General features: G+C 67.2%; 28 protein-coding genes and 2 pseudogenes. 20 read left to right on the forward strand and 10 right to left on the reverse strand.

Going from position 1 to position 25989, the window contains the following annotated elements:
- Window positions 1-2 precede the first annotated feature (2 nt).
- The gene (locus JF52_RS0108695) at window positions 3-821 is read left to right on the forward strand and encodes a serine hydrolase domain-containing protein (RefSeq protein ID WP_084595716.1); all 819 of its coding nucleotides are present in this window, start codon (window positions 3-5) and stop codon (window positions 819-821) included.
- A gap of 7 nt (window positions 822-828) precedes the next feature.
- On the opposite strand, the gene JF52_RS0108700 is transcribed toward JF52_RS0108695, so the two are convergent.
- From JF52_RS0108700 to JF52_RS0108715, 4 genes are all read right to left on the reverse strand, one after another.
- Window positions 829-1251: a DUF1801 domain-containing protein gene (locus JF52_RS0108700; protein ID WP_033105817.1), complete on the reverse strand. Its 423-nt coding sequence runs from the start codon at window positions 1249-1251 to the stop codon at window positions 829-831.
- Between the two features lie 14 nt (window positions 1252-1265).
- Window positions 1266-2732: a phytoene desaturase family protein gene (locus tag JF52_RS0108705; protein ID WP_033105818.1), complete on the reverse strand. Its 1467-nt coding sequence runs from the start codon at window positions 2730-2732 to the stop codon at window positions 1266-1268.
- The gene (locus JF52_RS0108710) at window positions 2729-3196 is read right to left on the reverse strand and encodes an SRPBCC family protein (RefSeq protein WP_033105819.1); all 468 of its coding nucleotides are present in this window, start codon (window positions 3194-3196) and stop codon (window positions 2729-2731) included. Before JF52_RS0108710 ends, JF52_RS0108705 begins: the two co-directional genes overlap by 4 nt.
- A gap of 76 nt (window positions 3197-3272) precedes the next feature.
- On the reverse strand, window positions 3273-3845 hold the full coding sequence (locus JF52_RS0108715) for an HhH-GPD-type base excision DNA repair protein (protein ID WP_033106512.1): 573 nt from the start codon (window positions 3843-3845) through the stop codon (window positions 3273-3275).
- Window positions 3846-3965: 120 nt separating this feature from the next.
- Here JF52_RS0108715 and JF52_RS0108720 point away from each other — a divergent pair, with 120 nt between their 5' ends.
- Window positions 3966-4409 (forward strand): XRE family transcriptional regulator, encoded by a 444-nt coding sequence (locus tag JF52_RS0108720; protein ID WP_084595717.1) that lies wholly within the window; start codon window positions 3966-3968, stop codon window positions 4407-4409.
- Window positions 4406-4756 (forward strand): HepT-like ribonuclease domain-containing protein, encoded by a 351-nt coding sequence (locus JF52_RS0108725; RefSeq protein WP_033105820.1) that lies wholly within the window; start codon window positions 4406-4408, stop codon window positions 4754-4756. Before JF52_RS0108720 ends, JF52_RS0108725 begins: the two co-directional genes overlap by 4 nt.
- 39 nt (window positions 4757-4795) lie before the next feature.
- On the opposite strand, the pseudogene JF52_RS17250 reads toward JF52_RS0108725, so the two are convergent.
- Window positions 4796-4891: pseudogene (locus tag JF52_RS17250) on the reverse strand (HhH-GPD-type base excision DNA repair protein); the annotation flags it as partial.
- Window positions 4892-5055: 164 nt separating this feature from the next.
- Here JF52_RS17250 and JF52_RS0108730 point away from each other — a divergent pair.
- Window positions 5056-5280, forward strand: a complete 225-nt coding sequence (locus JF52_RS0108730) for a FitA-like ribbon-helix-helix domain-containing protein (protein WP_033105821.1) — start codon at window positions 5056-5058, stop codon at window positions 5278-5280.
- On the forward strand, window positions 5277-5660 hold the full coding sequence (locus tag JF52_RS0108735) for a type II toxin-antitoxin system VapC family toxin (protein WP_033105822.1): 384 nt from the start codon (window positions 5277-5279) through the stop codon (window positions 5658-5660). The genes JF52_RS0108730 and JF52_RS0108735 overlap by 4 nt, the downstream gene beginning before the upstream one ends.
- Before the next feature lie 72 nt (window positions 5661-5732).
- Here JF52_RS0108735 and JF52_RS17255 read toward each other — a convergent pair.
- Window positions 5733-5828, reverse strand: a pseudogene (locus JF52_RS17255) (HhH-GPD-type base excision DNA repair protein); the annotation flags it as partial.
- A 480-nt stretch (window positions 5829-6308) separates the two neighbouring features.
- Here JF52_RS17255 and JF52_RS0108745 point away from each other — a divergent pair.
- Entirely contained in the window at window positions 6309-7493 is a 1185-nt protein-coding gene (locus JF52_RS0108745; protein ID WP_052166658.1) for an IS30 family transposase, read from the forward strand.
- A gap of 80 nt (window positions 7494-7573) precedes the next feature.
- Here JF52_RS0108745 and JF52_RS0108750 read toward each other — a convergent pair whose 3' ends face one another.
- From JF52_RS0108750 to JF52_RS0108760, 3 genes are all read right to left on the reverse strand, one after another.
- Entirely contained in the window at window positions 7574-7831 is a 258-nt protein-coding gene (locus JF52_RS0108750) for a type II toxin-antitoxin system RelE family toxin (protein ID WP_033105823.1), read from the reverse strand.
- Between the two features lie 18 nt (window positions 7832-7849).
- Complete coding sequence (locus JF52_RS0108755; RefSeq protein ID WP_033105824.1) at window positions 7850-8098, reverse strand: type II toxin-antitoxin system Phd/YefM family antitoxin; 249 nt, start codon at window positions 8096-8098, stop codon at window positions 7850-7852.
- A gap of 200 nt (window positions 8099-8298) precedes the next feature.
- The gene (locus JF52_RS0108760; RefSeq protein ID WP_033105825.1) at window positions 8299-9600 is read right to left on the reverse strand and encodes a glutamyl-tRNA reductase; all 1302 of its coding nucleotides are present in this window, start codon (window positions 9598-9600) and stop codon (window positions 8299-8301) included.
- Window positions 9601-9683: 83 nt separating this feature from the next.
- Here JF52_RS0108760 and hemE point away from each other — a divergent pair, with 83 nt between their 5' ends.
- The 11 genes from hemE (at window position 9684) to JF52_RS0108815 (ending at window position 18954) form a co-directional block, all read left to right on the forward strand.
- Entirely contained in the window at window positions 9684-10724 is a 1041-nt protein-coding gene (gene hemE / locus JF52_RS0108765; RefSeq protein ID WP_033105826.1) for a uroporphyrinogen decarboxylase, read from the forward strand.
- Window positions 10721-12205 (forward strand): protoporphyrinogen oxidase, encoded by a 1485-nt coding sequence (gene hemG, locus JF52_RS0108770; RefSeq protein WP_033105827.1) that lies wholly within the window; start codon window positions 10721-10723, stop codon window positions 12203-12205. The genes hemE and hemG overlap by 4 nt, the downstream gene beginning before the upstream one ends.
- A gap of 123 nt (window positions 12206-12328) precedes the next feature.
- On the forward strand, window positions 12329-12769 hold the full coding sequence (locus tag JF52_RS0108775) for a hypothetical protein (protein ID WP_052166858.1): 441 nt from the start codon (window positions 12329-12331) through the stop codon (window positions 12767-12769).
- A gap of 1 nt (window position 12770) precedes the next feature.
- Entirely contained in the window at window positions 12771-13178 is a 408-nt protein-coding gene (locus JF52_RS0108780) for a phage holin family protein (RefSeq protein ID WP_033105828.1), read from the forward strand.
- Window positions 13165-13440, forward strand: coding sequence for a hypothetical protein (locus JF52_RS0108785; RefSeq protein ID WP_033105829.1), 276 nt, complete (start codon window positions 13165-13167; stop codon window positions 13438-13440). The genes JF52_RS0108780 and JF52_RS0108785 overlap by 14 nt, the downstream gene beginning before the upstream one ends.
- A 51-nt stretch (window positions 13441-13491) precedes the next feature.
- Window positions 13492-14169, forward strand: a complete 678-nt coding sequence (hemQ, locus tag JF52_RS0108790) for a hydrogen peroxide-dependent heme synthase (RefSeq protein ID WP_033105830.1) — start codon at window positions 13492-13494, stop codon at window positions 14167-14169.
- Between the two features lie 6 nt (window positions 14170-14175).
- Window positions 14176-15183, forward strand: a complete 1008-nt coding sequence (gene hemC / locus JF52_RS0108795; protein WP_033105831.1) for a hydroxymethylbilane synthase — start codon at window positions 14176-14178, stop codon at window positions 15181-15183.
- Window positions 15183-15983, forward strand: a complete 801-nt coding sequence (locus tag JF52_RS0108800; RefSeq protein WP_033105832.1) for a uroporphyrinogen-III synthase — start codon at window positions 15183-15185, stop codon at window positions 15981-15983. Before hemC ends, JF52_RS0108800 begins: the two co-directional genes overlap by 1 nt.
- On the forward strand, window positions 15980-16957 hold the full coding sequence (gene hemB, locus JF52_RS0108805) for a porphobilinogen synthase (RefSeq protein ID WP_033105833.1): 978 nt from the start codon (window positions 15980-15982) through the stop codon (window positions 16955-16957). Before JF52_RS0108800 ends, hemB begins: the two co-directional genes overlap by 4 nt.
- Before the next feature lie 11 nt (window positions 16958-16968).
- Window positions 16969-18291, forward strand: coding sequence for a glutamate-1-semialdehyde 2,1-aminomutase (locus JF52_RS0108810; RefSeq protein ID WP_033105834.1), 1323 nt, complete (start codon window positions 16969-16971; stop codon window positions 18289-18291).
- Between the two features lie 213 nt (window positions 18292-18504).
- On the forward strand, window positions 18505-18954 hold the full coding sequence (locus JF52_RS0108815; RefSeq protein WP_033105835.1) for a hypothetical protein: 450 nt from the start codon (window positions 18505-18507) through the stop codon (window positions 18952-18954).
- A gap of 125 nt (window positions 18955-19079) precedes the next feature.
- Here the strand turns inward: JF52_RS0108815 and JF52_RS16920 are convergent, their stop codons facing one another.
- The gene (locus JF52_RS16920) at window positions 19080-20774 is read right to left on the reverse strand and encodes an ATP-binding cassette domain-containing protein (RefSeq protein WP_033105836.1); all 1695 of its coding nucleotides are present in this window, start codon (window positions 20772-20774) and stop codon (window positions 19080-19082) included.
- A gap of 108 nt (window positions 20775-20882) precedes the next feature.
- Between JF52_RS16920 and JF52_RS0108825 the strand changes: the two genes are divergently transcribed.
- The 3 genes from JF52_RS0108825 (at window position 20883) to JF52_RS0108835 (ending at window position 25974) form a co-directional block, all read left to right on the forward strand.
- Entirely contained in the window at window positions 20883-21944 is a 1062-nt protein-coding gene (locus JF52_RS0108825; protein ID WP_033106515.1) for an enoyl-CoA hydratase/isomerase family protein, read from the forward strand.
- Window positions 21945-22105: 161 nt separating this feature from the next.
- Complete coding sequence (locus JF52_RS0108830) at window positions 22106-23833, forward strand: ABC transporter ATP-binding protein (RefSeq protein ID WP_033105837.1); 1728 nt, start codon at window positions 22106-22108, stop codon at window positions 23831-23833.
- On the forward strand, window positions 23830-25974 hold the full coding sequence (locus JF52_RS0108835; protein ID WP_084595718.1) for an ABC transporter ATP-binding protein: 2145 nt from the start codon (window positions 23830-23832) through the stop codon (window positions 25972-25974). The genes JF52_RS0108830 and JF52_RS0108835 overlap by 4 nt, the downstream gene beginning before the upstream one ends.
- The last annotated feature ends 15 nt before the right edge of the window (window positions 25975-25989 follow it).

Below are 25989 nucleotides of genomic sequence, written 5' to 3' on the forward strand. Positions count from 1 at the left end.
CGGTGGAGACCACGACTTTCGCAGCGACGGACGGCTTCCCGCACACGGCGCTGGTGGGGGTGACCGGCCCGGAGCAGGCCGTCGCCGTGCAGGGAGATCCGCGCGCCGCCCTCCCCCTGGCATCCGTCTCCAAGCCCATATCTGCGTGGGGCGTGCTGATCGCCGTCGAGCGGGGGCTCGTCGACCTCGACGAGCCGGTCGGGCCGGAGGGATCCACGCTGCTGAACCTGCTCGACCACACCAGTGGATTGCCTTTCGAGGGCGACCAGACGCAGGCAGCGCCCGGAACGCGGCGCATCTACTCGAACGCCGGGTTCGATGCACTCGGAGCTCACGTGGGCGAGTCCGTCGGCATGCCGTTCGCCGAGTGGCTGGCCCGCGAAGTCATCGTGCCGTTGGGCATGCATGACACCGACGTGACCGGTCGCCCGTCCGCTGGCTATCGAGCCTCGATCGCAGATCTGCTGGCCTTCGCACGTGAAGTGCTGCGACCGGCGTTGATCCCGGTCGCGTTGCGCGACCTCGCGCTCTCGGTCTCACGATCCGGGCTGCGTGGCGTCGTGCCCGGATACGGCTCGTTCGACGACAACCAGTGGGGACTCGGATTCGAGCTCAAGGGTGCGAAGAGTCCGCACTGGTTGAGCGACAGTCTTCCGCCCGAGACCGCAGGGCACTTCGGTGGGCAGGGCAGTTTCCTGTTCATCGACCGGGCTGGTGACCTCGGCGCGGCGTTCCTCTCCGGCGTCGCCTTCAGCGATGAGCACAAGCGCATCTGGCCGCCTCTCACCGAGGAGATCGTCGCGCGCTACGGCGTCCGCTGAACGTCAGTCAGTCAGTGACGGTGATCGTCGCGTAGTCGTCGCCACCGGCTTCGGTCCACGCGAGAGTGTTCTCGAGGATGCCGCCGGGCACATCGAGATCGACCTTCTCGAGGTCCTTGATGTAGAGGCATCCCTTGCCGAGCGTGTGCGGACCGAGCTTTGAAAGTGCACCTGCGTGCCGCCCCGTGTCGTCGAGATAGATCGTGGAGGCGGCCTTGCGCGGTGCGAACGCGAGGATGGGCATGTCGCCTTCGGTGCCGGTCGGGTAGCGGTAGTGGCACGAGCCGAAGCCGATGATCGTGCCCCATACGGCGGGCTCGCGGCCGGAGATCTCCTGCATCAGCGCAGTCAGCGTCTCGGCATCCCTTCGCCTGCTGGCGGGCGCCGCCGCGGCGATGAGGGCGGCGACGTTGGAACCGGTCTGCTTCATGAACTCATTCTCCGTCAGAAGCGCGGTGACAGGTCGGGCAGTGCTGTGGTGCCGAAGTCATTCCGCAGCGCACTCAGCGCCGCGTGCCATCCCGCCAGCCCGTGCACTCCGGGGCCTGGAGTCGTCGACGCGCCGCACAGGTAGACGCCCTTCATCGGCGTGTGCCACGGGTCGGGGCTGAGCACGGGGCGCCGCAGCAACTGGGCGAGGTCCGGCGTGCCGGAGGAGATGTCGCCGCGAACGTAGTTCGGGTTGTGACCCTCCACCTCGAGCGCCGTGCGCGACGAAATTCCGAGGATCGTGTCCCGGAAGCCCGGTGCGAACCGTTCGATCTGACGGATGACCGCCTCCGACCTGTCTGCGCGCGACGCAGCCGGCACATGCGTGTACGTCCAGAGCGTGTGCTGACCGGCAGGCGCCCTGGTGTCGTCGAACAGCGAGGGCTGCGAGACGAGCACGTAGGGAGAATCCGAGAGGGTGCCGTGCGCGACGGCGTTCTCAGCAGCCGCGATCTCGGCCCTCGTGCCGCCGAGATGGAGGGTTCCGGCGCGACCGAGCTCGGGATGCGACCACGGCACCGGAGCGGAGAGCGCGAAGTCCACCTTCGCCACGGCGTTGCCGTAGCGGAAGCGACCGAGCGCTCGACGGTAACGGTCCGGCATCCGCTCGGCGGCGATCCTGCTCAGCGCGCGCGGTGTGACGTCGAGCAGCGTCACGCGCGACGCAGGCAGCTCGTCGAGAGAAGTCACCTCATGATCGGTCACGAGCTCACCGCCATGCGCGACGAGGTCGTCGACCATGGCGTCGATGATGCTCTGGCTTCCGCCGATCGGAATCGGCCACCCCTTCGCGTGCGCGTAAGCGGTCAGGGCGAGCCCGGCGCCGGAGCTGGCCAGACCTGGCAACGGCAGGATCGTGTGCGATGCGACACCGGTGAGCATGGCCGGGGCGGCATCCTCACGGAAGCGCGCGTTCCACAGCGGGCTGCCCTGTTCCATCGCCGCCAGCCCAAAGGCCAGAGCGGTGGGGATGTCACGAGGGATGCGCAGGAGGGTGTCGCCGGTGAAGTCGGCGACCCTCGTGGAGCGCTCGACCAGGGGACGCATCAGGCTCGCGTATGCCCTGCCGTCCGCGCCGAGGTTCTCCGCCGTGCGCTCCAGGTCCCGATAGGCGATCCCTGCCCTGCCTTCATCGAGCGGATGAGCGAACGAGATCTCCGGCACGGCGAAGGGCACGCGTCGGGGGAGTCCGAACTCGCGGAAGAAGCGGGATTCGAACGCGAGCGGATGCACCGCAGAGCACACGTCGTGGTGGAAGCCGGGCAGAGTGAGTTCTTCGGTCGCCGCGCCGCCGCCGGCGCGTGCCGCACGCTCGAAGACCCGCACCGACAATCCCGCACGTGCGAGTGTGACAGCGGCGGCGAGGCCGTTGGGCCCGGCCCCGACGACGGTGGCGTCGACATCGAAGGAGCGGGGTGTCATGTGGTCTCCGAGTCGGATGCCGCGTTCGCCGGTGCGAATCCCTCAGTCAGATATGCCAGCCGGTGCAGCGTCTCGGCGTTGCGCTGCTGCAGAAGCACATCCGAGATGACGCGGGGGATGGCCTTCGCCGGTCCGCTGACGGCCTCCTCCTGGATGCGGACCAGGCATCCGCTCCCGAACGGCTTGACGTCGATCATCACGCGAGCTTCGCCGAGCGGCCAGCCACGAGCGGTCATCACCATGCGATGAGGAGGATCCCAGGTGACCGCGCTGGTGGTGTCGTCGATCAGGGCGGGCCACACCCCGACCGAGTGGTGCAGCTGCGCACCCGGCTGCGGCCACGCGGCGTCGACGTCGCGCATGCGCGATGCGCCGACGACCCAGCTCGGGTAGAGCCAGCCGTCAGCAAGCACGCGGAAGACCGCATCGGGCGGACAGTTCATCCTTCGGACGTTTCTCGACATGCGCACTCCCAGGATCGCCTGCGACCAGTCTGCGTCATCGGATCCTCCGCTCGACCGGCCTTGACAAGCACCCGGTCTACTCGGCTGCCTTCGCCGCTGCTTTCATCGCCTTCTTGTGCTCGCGCACCTTCGTCAGAGAGTCAGGCGAGACGATGTCGGCGACACTACGGTAAGAGCCGTCCTCACCGTACGGAGCAGATGCCTCGCGCCAGCCGGCGCCGGTGAACCCGTACTGCTTGCCGAGCAGCGCGAGGAAGATCCTCGCCTTCTGCTCGCCGAAGCCAGGCAGCTTCTTCAGGCGGCGCAGCACCTCCGCACCGTCAGGGTCGTCGCGGGTCCACAGTGCTGCGGCATCCCCGCCCCAGGCGTCGACGAGTTCCTGGCACAGCGTCTGCACGCGAGTCGCCATCGAGCCGGGGAACCGGTGCACGGCGGGCGTCTGCTTGAACGCCTCGAGGAACGCTTCGGGATCCATGGCGGCGATGGCGGCGGCATCCACTGATCCGGTGCGCTGCTCGATCTTGAACGGGCCGGCGAACGCGGTCTCCATCGGCACCTGCTGGTCGAGAAGCATCCCGACGAGCAGGGCGAGGGGATTGTCGGTGAGCAGTTCGTCGGCGGCCGGGTCGCCGGTGATGTGCAGAGCCATGTCCATAGTCTCTCGCATCGACGCTGGATGGAACAGCCTCGCGAGTGGGCTGGTCTCCGGAGACGGAGATTGCATGACAGGGCCCTTGCCCGGAATCCATGGGCGCGATATCATCATGATATGAGTGAAACGTTGCGCGAGTTGCGCGAACGGGCTGGACTCAGCCAATCGCAGCTCGCGAGGCGCAGCGGTGTTGCGCAGCCAAACGTCGCCGCTTATGAGTCTGGGCGGCGGAATCCGTCGGCGGCGATGCTCGGTAGGTTGCGCTCGGCGATGCGCCCCTTGCCTCACGAGGCGCTCGAACAGCATCGTGACGAACTCAAGGAGCTCGCTGCGGACTACGGGCTGAACAACGTGCGCGTGTTCGGCTCAGCCGGGCAGGGCACGGACACAACGCAGAGCGACCTCGATATCCTTGTCGCCCGCTCACCGGACGTCGGATTGCTGACGATCGCCGAGTTCGCCTTCGCAGCCGAACAGCTGCTCGGGGTTCCGGTCGACGTGGTCACAGACGGAGGGCTCCCCGCTGATCATCCGATCCTCCGGTCAGCGGTGGCCGCGTGAACGATAAGGACGAACGGTCGCTGCGCGAGATCGTGCGGTTGTGCGACGACGGCACGCGACTCGCCGGTCGAGGCCACGAGTGGTACGTCTCGGACGATCTCAATACACCGGGACTTGCGGCCGAATCGATCATCATCAAGATCGGTGAGAACGTCGCGCGGCTGAGCGATGAAACGATCGTCGCGAACCCGCAGGTGCCCTGGTCGAGCATCAAGCGCATGCGCGATCGGCTCGCACATCACTACGAGGCGACCGATTACGACGCGGTGTGGGCCACCATCAACGTCGATCTTCCCCGCGTGCGTGCAGCGATCGCATCGCTCCTCGTAGAAGCGACCGATGATTGACCACAGATCTGCATCACTGGACGAACCCCATGGTCAGCGAACCTGCTGGTCGAGAAGCATCCCGACCAGCAGCGCGAGCGGGTTGTTCGTGAGCAGGGTGTCGGCGGCGGTGTCTCCGGTGATGTGAAGGGCCATGGTTTCATGGTGCCACCTTGTGGCGCTGAAAACATACAGGAGGCCATCCGCTTGTGGACCAGCGTTGCGCTTCGGTGAGGCGTTCACGACCATGTGAAGGCCGATGACTGCTCAAGGGCGTCGGTATGCTTGCATGCAAGATGCATATGACGTATGTTGATTGCATGACGACGATCCAGGTTCGCAATGTCTCCGATGAGACGAGCCGAGCGCTCAAGGCGAAGGCCGCGCTCGAGGGTCGCTCGCTGAGCGACTACCTGCTGCGTGAGCTCGATCGTCTCGCGACGCGTCCGAGTCGAGCCGAACTGCTGGACCGGATCGCGAGCCGTGACGTCGCCTCGCTCGAACCGGCGGCGCTGGTGCTCGCAGAGCAGCGGCCGGGTCGATGACACTGGTCGTCGACGCATCTGCGGTCGCCGAGATCCTGTTCGGAACCGAAGCCGGTCGGCGGGCCGCCCTGCTGATCGACGGGCACGAACTGCTCGCGCCGCAGCATCTCACGACTGAAGTCGCCTCCGTGGTCCGCGGATGGTCCCTCAGTCAGCAGATCACCGATGAGCAGGCGTCGCGCGCGTTCCGTGAGTTCGACGCGCTCGGCGTCGAGCAGGTGCCGATGATGTCCATGTTGTCCGCTGTGTACGCGTTGCGGCACAACATCAGCGCCTATGACGCCATGTATGTCGTGCTCGCCCGTGCGGCACGGTGCTCGCTGCTGACTCTCGATGCCCGGCTCGCGGCATCCGCTCCGGATTGTGCCCTGCTGCCGTAATTTTCGCGCGGGCGAATGAGGGGCCACTCGGCCGTCACTTCCCACCGGTACTCGTTCACTACATGGTCAGCGAACCTGTTGGTCGAGGAGCATCCCCACCAGCAGAGCGAGCGGGTTCTCCGTCAGCAGGGTGTCGGCGGCGGTGTCTCCGGTGATGTGAAGGGCCATGCATCCAGTGTGGCACCAGGCGGGCGCGGAATCGGCTCGAAGACCGAGTGGAACCGGCGTCCGGGGAACACCTCCAGCGATCAGATCGCTTAAAAGAGATGAGAGGTCTCGAGGGGAAAACAGGTCCGGTCCGCTGTATGCGGCGCTGTCCGAGAGCGCCCACCAACGCATGACATCGATGCCTTCGGCAGCGATGTCATCATCGGGCAAGAGGCCACGAGGATCGAAGTGAGCGGTGCGCACGAGGACGTAGTCGTTGAGGATTCCGATCTTCCCGTCAGGATCCGCAGTGACGACTTCCTGACGCCAGACGTAAGGCGGGTCGGTGTTCACGGTGAGGCCGGCCTCTTCGAGCAACTCTCGACGCAATGCCAAAACCGGCAGAGCAACACGTTTTCCTGACCGTCGAGAATGATCGCCCTCACCGCATGCCTGGCAAATTCATATGGTGGGAGCAACGCTCTGATGAAGGAGCGTTTCATGGTCAAGTTGTTTCCGCCTGGTACTCGTACTGCGTTCGTTGATTTGGTGTGCGCTGGCGCGACGACGGTGAGTGCTGCGGCGAGTGTCGGCGCGGGGACTGCGTCGGCATCGCGGTGGTGGGCCCAGTCTGGGGGCATGACGATCGATAGAGGCGCGACGGGTGGTCTTGCTGATCCGGTGCCGGACGTGATGCCGATCAGTGAGCGGATGCTGACAGCGCACGAGCGAGGGATGATTCAGATGGGCCGACGTGCGGGCATGAGTTATGCCCGCATCGGGGCGGAAATCGGTCGGGATAAGTCCGTGATCTGGCGGGAGGTGAAGCGCAATACGAGCCCGGACGGGGTGTATTACGCGTCTGTCGCGCACACGAGAGCGCACCAGGCCAGGCGGCGTCCGAAGCCGTTCGCGCTGATCGAGAACGAGGCGCTGTGCCGGTTGATCGAGGTGTGGATGGATGAGGGGTGGAGCCCGGCGCTGATCTCAGCAATGTTGGAGTTCTACTTCCCGGATGATCGGACTATGCAGGTGAGTCACGAGACGATCTACCAGGCCCTCTACGTCCAGACCCGCGGAAAGCTGCGGGCAGATCTGGCGCAGAAGCTCTCCCTGAAACGGAACAAGCGTGTTGCCCACACATCCGATCGGCGCAAGAACAGCCCCTACAAGGAAGCGTTCAAGATCAGTGACCGGCCGGCCGAGGTCGAGAACCGGGCTGTTCCGGGACATTGGGAAGGAGACCTCATCATCGGGTGTGATGGGACTGCGATCGGCACTCTCGTCGAGCGCGCGACGCGCTTCACGATCCTGCTCCACCTCCCCGGAGATCACACCGCCGATACCGTCGCTGCGGCGATGATCCGAGAGATGGGCGACCTGCCCGAGCATCTGCGCCGCTCGATCACCTGGGATCGCGGAACGGAACTGGCCGAGTACGCCCAGATCCAGACCGCGTTGGACACGACGCTCTACTTCTGCGACCCGCACTCGCCCTGGCAACGCGGGACCAACGAGAACACCAACCGGCTGCTGCGGTTCTGGTTCGAGAAGGGCTCAGACCTCTCCGCCCATACCCCCGAAGACCTCCGCCGAGTCGCTGCGACACTGAACCGTCGCCCCCGCCCGACCCTTGAGCTTCAGACCCCAGCCAACCGACTCAACGAGCTACTACTCGCCGCGTGAACCCCGGCGTTGCTCCCACCACTTGACATTGCCCCTGAATGGCTTGGTCGTATCCTCATTCATGCCTTGATGGTAGATGTTCACCGGTAGACCTCCCTCCGGTGCGCGACGCGCAGGATAAGGATCACGAGCTCGTCGTCGTGGAGGTCGTAGACGGCCCGGTAGTCGCCGACACGGATCCGCATCTCGCCGTCGCCGCCGACCAGCACGATGGCCCCTTCCGGGCGGGGGTCTGCGGCAAGTTCCTCGATAGCCTGCTTGATGCGTTCGGCATCCCGCGGATGGATACGGCGGAACGCCTTGGCCGCAGCGCGGCTGTATGTGATCTGGTAGGACAAGCGTGGGGTCTGACGGCCTCAGAGCCCGAGTTCGGCCATCAGCTCCTCGTGGGAGATGCGGGGCTCGGTCTCCGCGCGAGCCTCCCGTGCTGCGTAGGTGTCGGCCTGGTCCTCGAGCGCTTCGAGCGCGCGGTCGAAGAACTCAGGAGAGACGACGATGGCGCGGCGACCCGCTCCGCGCGAGGTGATCTCGACTGGTTCGCGCTGCGCCTGTGCGATGAGGTCGCTCTGACGCGCGCGGAACTGGGAAAGGGTGACGGAGATCATACACCAATCGTACAACTTGTACAAGATGACCACAATGTACACATGGTCAGCGAACGTGCTGGTCGGGGAGCATCCCGACCAGCAGGGCGAAGTGGGGCCTCACGCGTGCAGTCTCGTCGGAGATGTGCGCTTCGCGCGGAGGAATCACGCCAGATCGCTCCGAAGAAGGTGCACTTCTCCGAGGAAAGCGTCGCCGCCGGTCAGGCGGACTCGGCCGCCGGAGCGTCCGCGGCGATGTCGGCACTGATGCCGTACAGCGTCTCGAGCGCAGCGGCGAACTCGTCGCCTCGTCCCTGAGCCGCGAGCTCGTGCGCCCGCGTGGTCGGGGTGTGCGTGAGCACGCCGGCGAGGTGGCGCATGGCCTGCTCGACCCTGCCTCCATCGTCGCCGCGCGCGCGAGACCGCTCGATCTCGGCTTCCATCAGCGAGAGGATGTGGGTGCGGAACGCCACGACCGACGGCGTCACGCTCTGCTGCGCACCGACCACGTGGAACGTGTCTGCGGCTTCTCGGACCACGGTGCGCGCGGCATCCGTCGCCTGCAGTTCTTCCAGCGGGGCGTGCAGACGGATCGTCTCGAGGTCGAGCAGCGCGACACCCTCGAGGCTCGCGATGTCGGGGTCGACATTGCGCGGCATGCCCAGGTCGATCACGAGCTGCGAGGTCTGCTGGCCCATCGGGCAGCCGGCGGACGCGTCGCCTGTCTGACCCTGCAGCTGCGCCCGGCCGAGCACGGGCTCGGTCGCGGTGGTGCAGGTGATGAGCAGGCTGGATGCCGTCGCGATGCGCGCGTAATCGGCTTCGGAGACCGCGGTGATGTCGTGCTTCTTGGCGAAGAGCTCCGCGCGGCCGGAGGGCGAGTACACCGAGATGTTCGTCGCGCCGCGCTCACGGAGCGTCGCGAGCGTCACCGCGGCGTACGCACCCGTTCCCACGAGGAGCACGCGCTCGGCCGACCAGTCGGCGATGCGGCTGTCGGCCAGTTCGAGCGCGAGGCGCACCAGCGACCGCCCGGCGCGTCCGAGTGCGGTGACGTTCTTGACCTTGCGCTGCGCTTGGCTGGCTCGCTGGAAGAGCCGCTCGAGTTCGGGGGAGGTCGTGCCGTGCTTGCGGGCCGTGGTGAGAGCGCGGCGCACCTGGCCGGCGATCTCGCCTTCACCCGAGACGACGGATTCCAGACCGGATGCCACTGCGAACAGGTGCTCGGCGACCCGGCGGCCGGAGTGCACGGCGTAGGCCCCGTCGAGTTCCTCGGCGGGGATGCCCGCCGACTGCTCGATCGCCTCGAGCACCGCCTCGACGCCGACGGCACCGGCTGCGGTCACCGGTTCGTCGACCTCGACGTACGCCTCGAAGCGGTTGCACGTCGAAACGACGACTGCACCCTGCACGCACGGAGCGAGGCGCAGAAGGTTCGGCGCGACGTCGTCGGGGGTGCGGCTCAGTCGTTCGAGCATTTCGAAAGAGGCGGTCTTGTGGTTCGCCGTCACACACAGCAGCACAGGTACATCCTACGCAACCTTTCGGAGTGCCTCCTGGATGCGGACACCGGGCACCCATAGAGACCGGATGGGAAGATGGATGCATGTCCTCATCCACTGCCCCGCTGCTGCGCGCGCTCGCCGGAGATCGACCAGAGCAGACCCCGGTCTGGTTCATGCGTCAGGCCGGACGCTCCCTTCCCGAATATCGCGAGCTCCGCGTCGGCACACGGATGCTGGACGCATGCCTGACCCCCGACCTCGCGGCCGAGATCACTCTGCAGCCGGTGCGGCGTCACGGCGTGGATGCGGCGGTCTTCTTCAGCGACATCGTCATCCCCCTGCGTCTGGCAGGCGTCGACGTGGTCATCGAGCCGGGCCGCGGGCCGGTGTTCGCCGAGCCGGTGCGTACACGCGCCGACGTCGACCGGATCACCGCAATCGATCCGGATGAGCTCGACACCACTGCGATCGCCGAGGCCGTGCGCATCGTCACCGCCGAACTCGGCGACACTCCGCTGATCGGGTTCGCCGGTGCGCCGTTCACACTCGCCGCATATCTGGTCGAGGGCGGTCCTTCAAAGGAGCACCTGCGCGCCCGCGCCATGATGCATACCGACCCCGAAGCCTGGAACCGGCTCGCCGGCTGGCTCTCACGGATCTCCCGCCGCTTCCTCGAGGCGCAGCGCGACGCAGGAGCGGCGACCGTGCAGCTCTTCGACTCGTGGGCGGGCTCACTCAACCCCGCCGACTATCGTGCGTTCATCGCGCCGCACTCCAAGGCGGCCGTGACGGACCTCGGCATACCCGTGATCCATTTCGGTGTCGGCACGGGACCCTTCCTCGGTGACATGAGACTCGACGGCATCGCGTCGGCCGTCGGTGTCGACTGGCGTCAGCCGCTCGATGAGGCCGCACGCATCCTCGGACCCGATGTCACCGTGCAGGGCAACATCGACCCGGCACTGCTTGCTGCTCCGTGGGAGGTTCTCGAGGCGCACGTGAGCGACGTGCTCGAGCGCGGTCGGGCTGCCCGAGCGCACATCGTCAACCTCGGCCACGGCGTGCCGCCGGAGACGGACCCCGACCAGCTCACCCGCATCGTGGAGCTGGTGCACTCGCGCGCGGAGTCGGCGCAGGCATGACGGACGATCCGGTCGAACTCGCGGCCAGAGCCGCCGAGCGCCGCGTCATCGTCATCGGCGGCGGCATCGGCGGTCTCGTCGCCGCTCGTGAGTGCGCCAAAGTCGGCATGAAGGTGACGCTGCTCGAAGCGGCAGAGAGCCTGGGCGGAGCAATCCGCCGAGCCGAACTCGACTCGATCGTGGTGGATGCCGGGGCAGAGAGCTACGCGACGCGCGGGGGGCACGTGCGCGAACTGCTCGCCGATCTCGGTCTGACCGACCGCGTCGTCACTCCGAACCCGGCAGGCGCATGGCTGGTCGGCGTTCCAGGCGTCGCCCCCGCCCCGCTGCCAAAGGGCGGCATTCTCGGCATCCCCTCGAATCCGTTCGCCGACGACGTGCGTCGGATCATCGGCTGGGGCGGAGCGTGGCGCGCATACGTCGATCGGCTGCGACCGCCGCTGACGATCGGCAAGGAGCACAGCCTCGGCAGGCTCGTCTCGACTCGCATGGGCGACAAGGTGCTGGGCCGACTGGTCGCCCCTGTGACCGCCGGTGTCTACTCCGCGCATCCCGATGACGTCGACATCGAAGTCGCAGCGCCAGGTCTCAACGAGGCCATGACCAGGGCGGGCTCGCTCTCAGGCGGCGTCGCTCAGCTGCTCGCGGACCGCGCCGACCGTGCGAAGCGGGCCCCCGGTTCCGCCGTGGAGGCGCTCGCCGGCGGTATGAGTGTGCTCGTGGACGCGCTCGCGGACGACCTGGTCGAGCTCGGTGGTGTCGTGCGCACCGGGATCGATGTGCAGAGCCCGGTCAGGGAAGGCGACGGCTGGACCGTCACGTTCCTGACAGACACCGCAGGCGAGGATGCGGCGGATGACGCGGACGACAGCACGGAGACGCTCACAGCGGATGCTGTCATCGTCGCCACCGCGGAGCCCAGTGCCCGTGCACTGCTCGATACCCACATCGATGCGCTCGGCGCCGCGGGTGCGGCCCCGGAGATCGAGATCGTGAGCCTGCTGCTCGACGCCCCGGCGCTCGATGCCGCGCCGCGCGGCACCGGGGTGCTCACCATGCCGGGCAGCCATGTGGCCAAGGCGCTCACCCACGCCACCGCGAAGTGGTCGTGGCTGCGCGAGACGGCAGGCGGCCGCCACATCGTGCGGGTGTCGTTCGGCGCTCAGGGAGAGCCCGCCGCCACCGCTGGGCTCGACGACGAGGAGGCCGCTCGGCTCGCGCTGAGCGAGGCCGCCGACATGCTCGGAGTGCCGCTGCCGGAGTCGATGCTCGTCGACTCGCACCGGGCTCGATTCACGCAGGCGCAGCCGGCATCCCTCATCGGAGCCGCCGAGCGCCGCGTCGCGGTGCGGGCGGCCGTTCAGAAGGTCGACGGCCTCGCCGTCGTCGGGGCATGGCTCGCGGGAACGGGCCTGGCCCAGGTCGTCCCGGATGCGAAGAACGAGGCCGATCGCCTGCGCCGGGCACTGCTCTGGACGTAAGTGAACTCTGGCTGTCAACCCCCTGAGGCATAGATGCCGAAATCGGCATATGGGGTTACGCTGGGTACCTGGCCGACAGGGGCAGAATCCTGCGGCCTGACCGGAACAACGTGAGGAGACCCCATGAAGGGGAAGATCGGACTCGTCGTCGGACTCGGCGTCGGTTACGTACTCGGCACGCGCGCCGGACGCGAGCGCTACGAGCAGATCAAGACGCAGTGGCTCAAGGTCTGGCACCTGGACCCGGTTCAGGAGCAGGTCACCAAGCTCACCGCGTTCGCGGGCGACAAGGCCGCAGCGATTCCGGGTGCCGTCTGGTCGGGGATCGTCAAGGTGGCGGGGTCCGTCGGCAACGGGACGACTCCTGGCGAGAAGCTCGACTCCGCGATCGCCACGACCAAGAAGGCGGCGGAGAACGTCGCCGATGTGGCCGAAGACGTGATCGAAGACGCGAAGGCGGCTGCGAAGAAGCCCGCCGCGAAGAAGCCCGCAGCCAAGACGGGCGCCGCCTCCTCGAGCGCGTCGACAGGGTCCGCGGCGAAGAAGACGACGAACGGGAACTGACATGGTCCGCGGATACCGTGACCGCGCCGACGACAGCTTCCTGACGCTGCTCGGTGACGTTCCAGAACTCGTCAGCAAGCTCGTCAAGGCCGAGATCGAAGCGGCGAAGGTCTGGATCTCGCGCACGGCGAAGGACGCCGGAATCGGCAGCGTCTGGTTCCTGATCGCGCTGTTCTTCCTGTTCTGGCTGATCCCGATGATCCTCGTGTTCGCGGTCGCCGGGCTGTCGTCGTGGTGGCCGGTGTGGCTCTCGGCGCTTGCAATGCTCGCACTGCTCCTGCTCTGCGTGCTGGTGTGCGCAGTGTTCGGACTGTTGAAATTCCGCAAGGTGCTGCGTCGGGAGAACCCCGGCCAGGCCGTCGCGACCGATATTCGAATCGTGAAGGATGCCGGTGATGACAAACTCTGAACTGAATCTGCCCCGTACCGCTGTTCCTGCGGGCATCACCGACCCCGTGGCATCCGCTCGTGCCGAGCTGAAGGCCGCACTCGCGGCGATCGAGGTCAAGGGCAACCTGCCCCGTCGCATCGAGAAGGCCTCGGTGCGAGGGGCGGCGAAGGCCCGCGTGTTCGCGGATCGCAATCCGGTCGGTGCTGTTGCCGCGGCCGTCGGGGTCGCTGCGATCGCCGGCGCTCTCGTCTGGGCGATCGCGCGCGCTCTCGCCCGCTGACGTCCGTCGGCCGCATTCGCTCCTTCCTCGAGAAAGGGGCAGACTGGACGCATGTCCGACGTGAGCGAAGAGAACCCGACCGGCTTCACCCTCTGGGCCGTATGGCGACGCAATCCCGATGCACCGGTCGCTGAGACCGATGCGACCGAGCTGGAGACGATCTCCGGGCACATCGAGGACTCCGGCGTCACCATCCGCGGCTTCTACGACGTCTCGGGACTGAAGGCAGACGCCGATCTGCTCGTGTGGCTGCACGGCGACACGGCCGAAGAACTCCAGAAGGCGCTGCGCCGTCTTCGCCGGACTGAGCTGCTGCGTACGCTGCTGCCCGTCTGGAACGTGATGGGCGTGCACCGCGATGCCGAGTTCAATCGCGCCCACGTGCCCGGTTTCCTGCGCGGTGTCGAACCCAAGGGCTGGCTGTGCCTCTACCCGTTCGTGCGCACACCCGAGTGGTATCTCGCCCCCGAAGAGGATCGGCGCAAGATGCTCGCCGATCACGGGCGCAAGGGCGCGGCGTTCACGGGCGTCATCGCCAACACGGTCGCAGCCTTCGCCCTCGGCGACTACGAATGGATCCTTCCCCTCGAGGCCGACGACGTCACCGAACTCGTCGATCTCATGCGCGATCTGCGTTACACCGAGGCTCGTCGCTTCGTGAAGGAGGAGGTCCCGTTCTTCACGGGACGCAGGCTCCGTTTCGACGAGATCGCGGACGTTCTGCAGTAGACCGCCATGACCACTTCGAATCGTCAGCGCCCGATCCGTCTGGGCACGCGCCGCAGCGCCCTCGCGCGGGCGCAGTCAGGGCACGTCGCCACCGCACTCGAGAAGATCTCCGGTCGCAAGGTCGAGCTCATCCCCATCGTCTCGGAAGGCGACACGAACCGGGCATCGCTCTCCGAGATCGGCGGCATGGGCATCTTCGCGACACGTCTGCGGGAGGCGCTCCTCAACGGTGAATGCGACATCCTGGTGCACTCGCTCAAGGATCTGCCGACGGCTGAGCCGGACGGACTGGTCATCGCAGCGACCCCTGTCAGGGAAGACGCTCGAGACGTCGTGCTCTCGAGGGACGGCACACCGCTGCACGAGCTGCGCCCCGGCGCGAAGGTCGGCACGGGCTCGCCGCGGCGGATCGCCCAGGTGCGTCGTCACGCGCCTCGCGCCGAGGTCGTCGACATCCGCGGCAACATCGGCTCGCGCATGGGCCGGGTCGAATCCGGTGAGCTGGATGCCGTGATCCTCGCCGCCGCCGGCCTGTCGCGGATCGGATCCGAGGTGACCCTCGCACGCGAGGAGCTCGACCTCGCCGAGTGGCCGACCGCGCCCGGCCAGGGTTCGCTCGCCGTCGAGACGACGGCGGACGCGCCGGCAGAACTCCTCGCCGCCCTCGCGGAGCTCGACGACGAGGCGACCAGGCTCGCGATCACGGTGGAGCGCGGGGTGCTGGAGGGATTGGATGCCGGATGCCAGGCGCCGATGGCCGCGCACGCGGTCGTCATGGGCGAGTCGGTACGCGTGCGAACGGTCGTCTACGCGCCCGAGGGGGAGAGGCGGATCGGCCTCGACGTCACCGAACGCCTGCGCCGGGGGTATATTCGTCTGAACGGCAGTGGCAATGGAGCGGATGCTGCCGATGGTGCGGACCCGAATCACGCAGCACGCGAGATCGGACTTTCTGTCGCCCGTCGGCTGCTCGATCAAGGGGCGGCCGGACTCGTCTCCCGAGAGCAATCCTGATGAGCATCACACCCGAAACGAATCATGAGAAGCCGTTGACCGGCTGGCGCGTCCTCGTTCCGCGAGGAGGCCCCTGGGGCGACGGCGTCGCCGCGAGCCTCCGGGCGCAGGGCGCCGTTCCTGTCGTCGCGCCGCTGATCAACTTCGGCCCGACGAACGACCAGGCCGCGCTCGACGACGCACTGACGAAGCTCGCCGCCGGAGGGTTCGACTGGCTCACGATCACCAGTGCCACCACTGTCGATGTGCTGTTCGCGCATCGCGCGGTGGTTCCCAAGTCGACGAAGATCGCCGCGGTCGGCGAGACGACGGCGGCAGCACTTCAGGCCGTCGGCTACGAGGTCGCGCTCGTCCCGGAGGAGGACAACTCCGCCGAGGGCATGGCTCAGCAGCTGCTCGCGCTGGAGCCATCGCCCCGTCGCATCCTGACGCTGCGCAGCGAGATCGCGAAGCCAGTGCTGACCCGGTCACTCATCGAAGCCGGTCACGAGGTCTCGAGCATCGTCGCGTATCGCACCGTCGGCGTGCCCGTCACCGAGCGCATCCGCCGTGATGTCGACAGCGGCCGCATCAACGCGATCCTCATCACCAGCGGATCGGTCGCACAGCAGGTGCGCGAGCAGTTCCCCGACATCCCGGATGACACGCTGCTCGCAGCGATCGGCCCTCGCACCGCGAAGGACGCACGCAAGGCCGGGCTGCCCATCACAGTGGTCGCAGACAAGCAGACCGTCGATGCACTCATCGACGCGGTCTCGCACTTCACCCTTCCGCACGCGGCCGACGAGTTCGCGCCGTGAGCTTCCCCGAGATCCGTCCGCGCCGGCTCCGTCAATCGTCGGCGGTGCGGAACCTGGTGCGGGAGACCTCGTTGGAGTCCCGGCAGCTCGTTCTGCCGATGTTCGTGCGCGAGGGCATCTCAGAGGCCGTGCAGATCAGTTCGATGCCCGGTGTCGCTCAGCACTCGCTCGATTCGCTTCGTCGTGCTGCGGTCGAGGCGGCGGAAGCAGGCGTCGGCGGTGTGATGCTGTTCGGTGTTCCCGCCATGCGCGATGCGACCGGCTCCGGTGCGGATGACCCCGCGGGCATCCTCAACGTCGCCACGTCCGCGCTGGTCTCGGAGGTCGGCGACGCGCTCGTCGTGCAGACCGATCTGTGCCTGGACGAGTTCACCGATCACGGACACTGCGGCGTTCTCGCCGACGACGGCTCGGTCGACAACGACGCGACGCTCGAACGCTACGTCGCGATGGCGCTTGCACAGGCACGGGCGGGATCGCACTTGCTGGGGCTGTCGGGCATGATGGACGGCCAGGTCGCCGCGATCCGTCGAGGACTGGATGCAGAGGGGTTCACCGACACGCTCCTTCTCGGCTACGCGGCCAAGTACGCGAGCGCGTTCTACGGGCCGTTCCGCGAGGCCGTCGACTCGCAGCTGCAGGGCGATCGTCGCACGTACCAGCTTGATCCGGGCAACCGTCGTGAGGGGCTGCGCGAGGCGCTGATCGATGAGGCCGAGGGCGCAGACATCGTCATGGTGAAGCCGGCGATGAGCTTCCTCGACGTGCTCCGCGAGGTGCGCGATGCCGTGCATATTCCGGTGTGGGCATATCAGATCTCCGGCGAGTACGCGATGATCGAAGCCGCGAGTGCGAACGGCTGGATAGACCGTCGTGCCGCCGTGCTCGAGTCGCTGCTGTCGATCCGCCGTGCCGGTGCCGACGCCGTGCTCACGTACTGGGCGACCGAGGTCGCCGGCTGGCTTCGCGACTGAGGGAGACTCCCATGAACGACCGCAACGATGACCTGTTCGTCGCCGCACGTGCCGTCACCCCCGGTGGAGTGAACTCTCCGGTGCGGGCGTACGGCTCCGTCGGCGGGACGCCGCGATTCCTGGCATCCGCCAAGGGTGCGATGGTGACGGATGCCGCCGGCGAAGAGTATGTCGACCTGGTGGCCTCGTGGGGGCCCGCCCTGCTGGGGCACGCGCATCCGGATGTCGTCGCCGCGGTGCAGGAGGCGGCGACCCGAGGGCTCTCCTTCGGGGCGCCGACCGAGGGAGAGGTTGAGCTCGCCCGCCTCATCACCGAGCGCGTCCGGGTGGGCGACCTCGCTCCGATCGAACGCGTCCGTCTGGTCTCCACCGGCACCGAGGCGACCATGACCGCGATCCGCCTCGCGCGCGGTGCGACGGGCCGCGACCTCCTGGTGAAGTTCGCGGGGCACTACCACGGGCACTCCGACGGACTGCTCGCCGAGGCGGGCTCCGGGGTAGCGACGCTGGCGCTGCCGGGCTCCGCAGGCGTCCCCGCTCCCATCGCCGCGCAGACCCTCGTGATCGGCTACAACGACCGCGCCGCGCTCGAAGCCGTCTTCGCGGAGCACGGCGACCGGATCGCCGCCGTGATCGTCGAGGCCGCGGCCGCGAACATGGGCGTGGTCGAACCCGAACCCGGATTCAACCGCTTCATCGCCGACACCGCGCACGCGCACGGCGCGCTGATGATCCTCGACGAGGTGCTCACGGGCTTCCGGGTGCACCACGCCGGCTACTGGGCGCTGCAGGCCTCGCTCGGCGAGGAGTATCTGCCCGACATCATCACGTTCGGCAAGGTCGTCGGCGGAGGCATGCCCCTCGCCGCGCTCGGCGGTCGCGCCGATGTCATGGAGCTGCTCGCGCCCACCGGGCCGGTCTACCAGGCGGGCACGCTGTCGGGGAACCCCCTGTCGGTCGCGGCCGGGCTCGCGACCCTGCGACTCGCGACGCCCGCCGTCTATGCGCGGGTGGATGCTGCGGCCGCTCGTGTCGCCGACGCCCTGGATGCAGCCCTCACCGAAGCGGGTGTCGTGCACGCCGTGCCGCGCGCCGGGAACCTGTTCGGCGTCGTGTTCGCCGAGAACCCGCCGCGCACCTATGCCGAGGCGCAGGCGCAGGAGGCGTTCCGCTACGCGCCGTTCTTCCATTCGATGCGCGAGCAGGGCATCGCCCTGCCGCCGAGCGTGTTCGAGGCGTGGTTCCTCACCGCAGCCCACGACGATGCGGCCCTGTCCCGCATCGAGGCTGCGCTGCCTGCGGCGGCTGCTGCCGCGGCATCCGCTCGGCTCTGAACAGGTGCAAATCTCGCTGACTCGGAAACCGCCCGCATAACTCCGGAGCTTCTTCAGAATTCGGGTGCCCGTGGTCGCGTAACCGTGCTCGGGCGGACGTTCCTCCGGAGCTGTGCGGGGCAATGCCGTCTGGCGGAATTGCACAACGGGATTGTTGCCGTCCTGTGAGGAAGTCGCAGACAGTTTGCAGGGCGTCGCTGGCAGACTGGGTTCATGGTGACGTTGCTGCTGGATCAGACACAGCTTGAGGTTGTGCTCTCCCCGCTCGAACGCGTTGCGACGTTCCATCGCGAGAACCTGCGAGTCGCGCGCGACACGATCACCAAGGTGCAGCTCACCGATGATGCGTGGACGTGGTTGCGCGGCGTGCCCGGTCCAGGGACGCACATCCCCAGCATCCTCGCGGCCGGAACCTGGAAGGCCGCGGCCACGACAGACTTCGTGCTCATCCGTCGCCGTCGGCCGAGCGTGGTCATCGACCTCGAAGGCGACGAGCAGTTCCAGCGGCTGATCTTCACGACCAGGCACGGCCTCTCCCTCACGCAGGCGCTTCGCCTCGATGTCTCAGAGGAGCCCGTCGACGTCGTCGAGATCGCGAGCACGGCGCCGATACCGGTCGTCAAGGGACGACAGCGTCCGGTCATCCGGCCGCGCCCGGTCTGATCGGCAGCGTCTGATCAGCAGCATCTGATCGCCAACGCCTGATCGGCAGCGTCTGATCGGCAGCGACTGACCGGCAGCGCCTGATCGCCAACGCCTGATCGGTGGCGCCGATCAGTCCTGTCTGATCAGTGCCGCTCGCGGGTGGACTCGTCGTGGTGCGAGTCGCCGTCCTCTGCGTCGGGCTCTGAGTCTCCGCCTTCCGACGCCTCGCCGGATGACAGGTCGGGCGCATCATCATCGTCGGATGAAGGATCGCCCGTGAACGCGTCGAAGAACTCGTCGGTCGCATCGGTCACGTCGGAATCCTCGCCCGGCTCGGACGACGGTGCGGCCTCGTCGCCTGCGATCGTCACGTCGTCAGCAGCAGCCTCGTCGGGGGCGACGTCGGATGCTGTCTGCTCAGCGCCGGGAACGACGTCGATGACGCGCGTCGCGTCGAGGTCGATGCTCTCGGCATCCGCCTCATCGCTCGCACCCGTGGACGACGACTCGGGGGCGGGATCGCTCTCGGCTTCGTCCGCATCGCTGCCGTCAGCGGCCGCTTCATCAGCCGCAGAGCGGGATGACGGGGTGTTGAACAGGCTGGCGACCGCCGCGAGTCCGGCCATGCCGGGGAGCGGACGGTCCTCGTCGCCCGGTTTCGCCGACGCTTCGACGCGCGCGGCTCGCTCGGAGCGCCTCGTCTCTCCTGCGGCAGGCTCACCCATCCGAGTGGAGTCACCCGTTGCGTCGCCCTCGGAGTCGGGTTCAGGCGCCTCGGCGTCGGCATCGGCGGGACCGTCGGCCACCTGGTCCTCGAGCTCAGGAGATGACGTCGCCGGCGACGAAACGGGCTCGGCGGAAGAGCCGAGCGGAAGCTGCTCGTCGTCCTCGTGGGGCATCTCGAAAAGCGCTGGCTCGTTCGTCGCTGGCTTCTCGACGCGCACGTACCGGTCATTCACGAGATCGAGGAAGACGTCTTCGAGCGTCGGGCCGCGTTGCTGCAGTGTGGTCAGCGCCACACCGGCACCGGCGGTCACGGCCCCGATCCTGGCGGCATCGCTGCCGCGCACGGTCAGGCCGGAGCGCAGGATCTCGAACTCGAACCCTGCGCCGCGCAGCGCTTCGGAAAGGGCAGGACGATCCGCGGCGTCGACGACGACGGGTCCGCTGCTGGGGTCTGCGAGGTCTTCCATCGTGCCGGCGAACTTCAGCTCGCCGCGGGCGATGACGAGGATCTCGTCTGCGGTCTGCTCGACCTCGGACAGCACGTGCGACGACACGAGCACGGTGCGCCCTTCGTCGGCGAGGCCGCGGATGAGGGTGCGCATCCAGCGGATGCCCTCGGGGTCGAGACCGTTCGCCGGTTCGTCGAGCACGAGCACGCCCGGGTCGCCGATGAGTGCGGTGGCCGCGCTGAGACGCTGGCGCATGCCGAGCGAGAGGGCTGCGATGCGGGTCTCGACGTCGTCGCCGAGGCCGACGAACGAGATGAGCTCGCCGACGCGCGAGAGTGGGATGCTGTTCGCCTTGGCCGCGGCGATCAGGTGACGCTCGACAGTGCGACGGGCGCGGAAGCCGGGATTCTCGAGCATCGCCCCGATCACGCGCGCGGGTTCGCGCAGCTCGGAGAACCGCTTGCCGCCGATCTTGGTCGTACCGATGGTCGGGCGCTCGAGGCCGACCAGCATCCGCAGCGTGGTGGTCTTGCCTGCGCCGTTCGGACCGAGGAAGCCCGTCACCACACCGGGGTTGACGCGCGCGGAGAAGTCCGACACTGCGGCGACAGCGCCGAAGCGCTTCGTCACGTGATCGAACTCGATCAGCTGTCCGTCTGGCATCCGGGGCCTTTCTGCGATGGGCGTTCTCTCTATCTTGTCGGAAAACACGCAGAATCTCGCGTCGGCACTGTGCAAAGCGTGAAGAAACAGGCGGGTAACGTGGCATTCGTGACTGACACCACCGCGGCACCCACTGTTCTCGTCCGCACCGAGGGATCACTGGGACGGCTCACTCTGAATCGGCCGAAGGCGATCAACGCGCTGGATCTCGACATGATCCGTCAGCTCACCGCAGCCCTTGACCGGTGGCGCGACGACACCGACATCGACATCGTCCTCATCGACGGGGCCGGTGACCGCGGCCTGTGCGCCGGCGGCGACGTGCGCGGGCTCTACGATCAGATCACCAGCGGGCAGCACCACGGCGTCGGCGACTTCTTCCGCGCGGAGTACGCGCTGAACCTCATGATCGCGCAGTACCCGAAGACGGTCGTCGCCATCGCCGACGGCATCACGATGGGCGGTGGCATCGGCCTCGCAGGCCACGCCGCCGTCCGCATCGTGACCGAGCGCAGCCGCCTGGCGATGCCGGAGACCAGGATCGGATTCACGCCGGATGTCGGCGGCACCTATCTGCTGGGCCGCGCTCCTGGCCGTATCGGCGAGTACCTCGGTCTCACCGGCAGCACGATGACGGGGGCGGATGCTGTCTACGCCGGTTTCGCGGACTACTACGTGCCCTCCGCACACCTCGACGAGCTCCGAGAGGCCCTCGGCAAGCGCGCCGACCCGACCAGCCCCTCCGAGCTCGTGCTGCTGTTCGATGAGACCCCTGAGCGATCGGCCCTCGCGGACGAACGAGCCTGGATCGACGAGGTGTTCTCCGCGGACACGATCGGCGACATCCTGCAGCGACTGTCCGAGCGCACCGAGTCCGCGGCATCCGATACCGCTGCGACGCTCGCAGAGCTCTCGCCGACCGGGATCGCCGTGACGCTGGACGCCGTCCGCGAGGCGCGCGAGGGCGACCTGCGCGACGCGTTGATCGGCGAGTACCGACGCGTGCTCTGGTTCGCCGCCCTCCACCCCGATCTCGTGGAGGGGATCCGTGCGCAGCTGGTCGACAAGGACCGGTCGCCGAGGTGGCAGCCCGCGACGCTTGCGGAGTTGGAGTCGGATGCCGGCGCCGCTGCCCGCGCGTACTCGCCTCAGGTGCCGCTCTTCGGCTGACAAGCGCACCCGGCCATTGCTGCACGCGGTGCAGAATCCGGCGATGACCAGCGGATCGTTCGCCCTGAGCGGATAATCCTCCTTCGTCGTTTCGAATGTCCGAGCTTCGTGACAATCTGTTCTGTGGCACTCGCTGCCACTATCCCCACGAGGACACTTTCATGCTCGGAAAACTCCTAGTCCGCTACCTCTCCAAATATCGATGGCTCCTCGTCGGCGTCCTGGTCTTCCAGTTCGCCAGCGCCCTCGCCACCCTCTACCTGCCGCGCCTGAACGCCGACATCATCAACAACGGCGTCGCCCAGGCCGACACCGGCTACATCTGGCGCACCGGCGGATTCATGCTCGTGGTGTCACTCGGTCAGATCGTCTGCTCGATCGTCGCCACCTACTTCGCTGCCAAGGCGGCGATGAGCGTCGGACGCGACATCCGTGCCGACGTCTTCTCCCGCGTGAACGGTTTCTCCGAACGCGAGGTGTCGCAGTTCGGCGCAGGCTCGCTGATCACCCGTAACACGAACGATGTGCAGCAGGTGCAGATGCTGGCGATGATGGGGGCGACGATGTTCGTCACCGCCCCGTTGCTCGCGATCGGCGGAATCATCATGGCCGTGCAGCAGGACGTCGGGCTCAGCTGGCTGATCGCCGTCTCTGTGCCGGCACTGCTGATCGTCGCCGTGCTCATCATCGGTCGCATGGTTCCACTGTTCCGTCGCAACCAGAAGCAGCTCGATGCGATCAACCGTGTGATGCGCGAACAGCTCACGGGCGTCAGGGTGGTGCGCGCCTTCGTTCGCGAACCGATCGAAGAAGCGCGCTTCCGCGAGACGAACACCGAGCTGATGATCCTCGGACGCAAGATCGGCTCGCTCTTCGTGCTGCTCTTCCCCTTGTTCATGCTGATCCTCAACGTCACCGTCGTCGGAGTGATCTGGTTCGGCGGCATCGAGATCAATGCGGGCAACGTCGAGGTCGGCACCCTGTTCGCGTTCATGCAGTACATCGGCCAGATCATGATGGGCGTGATCATGTCGAGCTTCATGGCGATGATGATCCCGCGCGCGGCCGTTTCGGCCGAGCGCGTCGGCGAAGTGCTCGACGCCGAGTCGAGCATGCACCGTCCGGACGACGGCGTCGCCGACTTCAGCGCGCCTGGCACGGTCATTCTCGAAGACGTCGAGTTCACATACCCCGGAGCCGACGCCCCGGTGCTGTCCGGCGTCTCCTTCGGTGCTGACAAGGGTGAGACGGTCGCGATCGTCGGCTCCACCGGTGCCGGCAAGACCACGCTCGTCTCATTGATCCCGAGACTGTTCGACGTCACGGGCGGCGCAGTGCGCGTCAACGGGACTGATGTGCGTGAAGCCGACGTCGACGCGCTGTGGAAGACCATCGGCCTGGTGCCGCAACGACCGTTCCTGTTCACCGGAACAGTGGCGTCGAACCTGCGCTACGGCCGCGAGGAGGCCACGGACGAAGAGCTGTGGCATGCGCTCGAGATCGCACAGGGTCGCGACTTCGTCGAGGAGATGCCTGATGGCCTCGAGTCGCGCATCGCCCAGGGCGGCACGAACGTCTCCGGCGGGCAGCGCCAGCGTCTCGCGATCGCCAGAGCGATCGTGCACCAGCCGGACATCCTCATCTTCGACGACTCGTTCTCGGCACTCGACCTCACGACGGACGCGAGGCTGAGACAGGCCCTGTGGCGTGAACTGCCAGAGGTGACGAAGATCGTCGTCGCGCAGCGCGTCTCGAGCATCATGGACGCCGATCGCATCGTGGTCCTCGATGGCGGCACCATGGTCGGCGTCGGCACGCATGACGAGCTGCTCGCCACCAATGACACCTATCGAGAGATCGTCGAATCGCAGCTGGGGGTGGACGCATGAGTTCGCGAGACAAGTCGGTCACTGAGCCTGTCGAAGTGTCAGTGACCGGGCTCACCGCAGAAGAGCAGTATGAAGCCGAGCTCGCCGACGCGGCGCGTCTGGATGCCGGAGGGTGGGACGCCCCCGCCCCTGGCAAGGCCGACAACTTCGGCAAGAGCTTCGGCCGGATGATCGGTCTGCTGAAGCCCTCCGCACTCTGGTTCGTCTTCGTGTCGATCCTCGGTGCGATCGGAGTCGTGCTGACTGTCGCTGCACCGAAGGTGCTGGGCGAGGCCACCAACATCATCTACGAGGGCTTCATCTCGAAGACGCTCGGAGACAGCGGCGTTCCTGCCGGTACATCGCAGGAGCAGGTCATCGAGCTCCTGCGGTCGCAGGGTCAAGATGACTTCGCGAACATGGTCGCGGCATTCACCGACTTCCAGGTCGGCGCGGGCATCGACTTCGAGCGACTGCGTTGGATCATCGTCGCCGTGCTCGCGATCTACGTCGGCGCCGCATTGCTGACCTGGATCCAGGGCTACGTCATCAACGTCATCATGGTGCGAACGATGTGGCGCCTGCGTGAATCGGTCGAAGCGAAGATCAACCGTCTGCCGCTGTCGTACTTCGACAAGGTGCAGCGCGGAGAGCTGATCTCGCGTGTCACGAACGACATCGACAACATCACCACCGCGATGCAGCAGTCCCTCTCGGGTGCACTGACATCGGTGCTCACCGTCGTCGGCGTGCTGGTGATGATGTTCTCCATCTCGTGGCAGCTGGCCCTCGTGGCCCTCGTCGCGTTGCCCCTCATGGGCGTCATCTTCGGCGTCATCGGTCCGCGCTCGCAGAAGGCCTTCGGCTCGCAGTGGCGCAAGGTCGGTCGCCTGAACGCATGGGTGGAGGAGGCGTTCTCCGGTCACGCGCTGGTGAAGGTCTACGGCCGTGAGAAGGATGCACTCGACAAGTTCCAGGTCGAGAACGAAGAGCTGTTCCAGGCGAGCTTCAAGGCGCAGTTCCTGTCAGGCATCATCATGCCCGCCATGACCTTCGTCGGCAGCCTGACCTATGTCGGCATCGCCGTTCTCGGAGGCCTGATGGTCGCGAGCGGTCAGCTTCGCCTCGGCGACGTGCAGGCGTTCATCCAGTACTCGCAGCAGTTCACGCAGCCGCTGAGCGAGCTGGGCGGCATGGCGGCCGTGGTGCAGTCCGGCACCGCTTCGGCCGAGCGGGTGTTCGACTTCCTCGACGCCGATGAGCAGGACCCTGACGCCGCGGATGCACCCGCCCTCGTCGAGGGCAAGGGTGTCATCGAGTTCGAGAACGTCTCGTTCTCGTATACGCCGGAGCGTCCGCTCATCAACGACCTGTCGTTCCGAGTGGAGCCGGGTCAGACGGTCGCGATCGTGGGGCCGACCGGTGCAGGCAAGACGACGCTGGTGAACCTCATCATGCGCTTCTACGAGCTCAGCGGCGGCCGCATCCTGCTCGACGGTCAGGACATCTCCAAGGCGACCCGGTCCGAGCTGCGCTCGCGCACCGGAATGGTGCTGCAGGACCCGTGGCTCTTCGCCGGTTCCATCCTGGAGAACATCAGGTACGGCCGTGCGTCGGCGACCGATGAAGAGGTGCTGGAGGCGGCGAAGGCGACCTACGTCGACCGCTTCGTGCATGCGCTTCCCGACGGCTACGAGACGGTCCTCGAAGAAGATGCGGCGAACGTCTCGGCCGGCGAGCGTCAGCTCATCACGATCGCGCGAGCGTTCGTGGCGAAGCCGTCGATCCTCATCCTCGACGAGGCGACGAGCGCCGTCGACACCCGCACCGAGCTGCTGCTGCAGCACGCGATGGCAGCGCTGCGACAGGGACGCACCTCGTTCGTGATCGCGCACCGCCTGTCGACCATCCGCGACGCCGACCTCATCCTCGTGATGGAGCACGGCGACATCGTGGAGAAGGGCTCGCACGATGAGCTCATCGCCGCGCAGGGTGCGTACTGGCGGCTGTACCAGTCGCAGTTCGAGCAGGCCGCGACCGACATCGATGCCGAGGAGGCCATGACCGGCACGACCCCCGTGGTCGTCACCGGGGATGCCGAGCCGGACGCCGTTCCAGCAGGCGTGGCCGATGTCGACGCCGAGGAGTCGACGGGCCTCTGATCTCGGTGTTGTGGC

The organism is Microbacterium profundi (assembly GCF_000763375.1).
Lineage (GTDB): Bacteria > Actinomycetota > Actinomycetes > Actinomycetales > Microbacteriaceae > Microbacterium > Microbacterium profundi.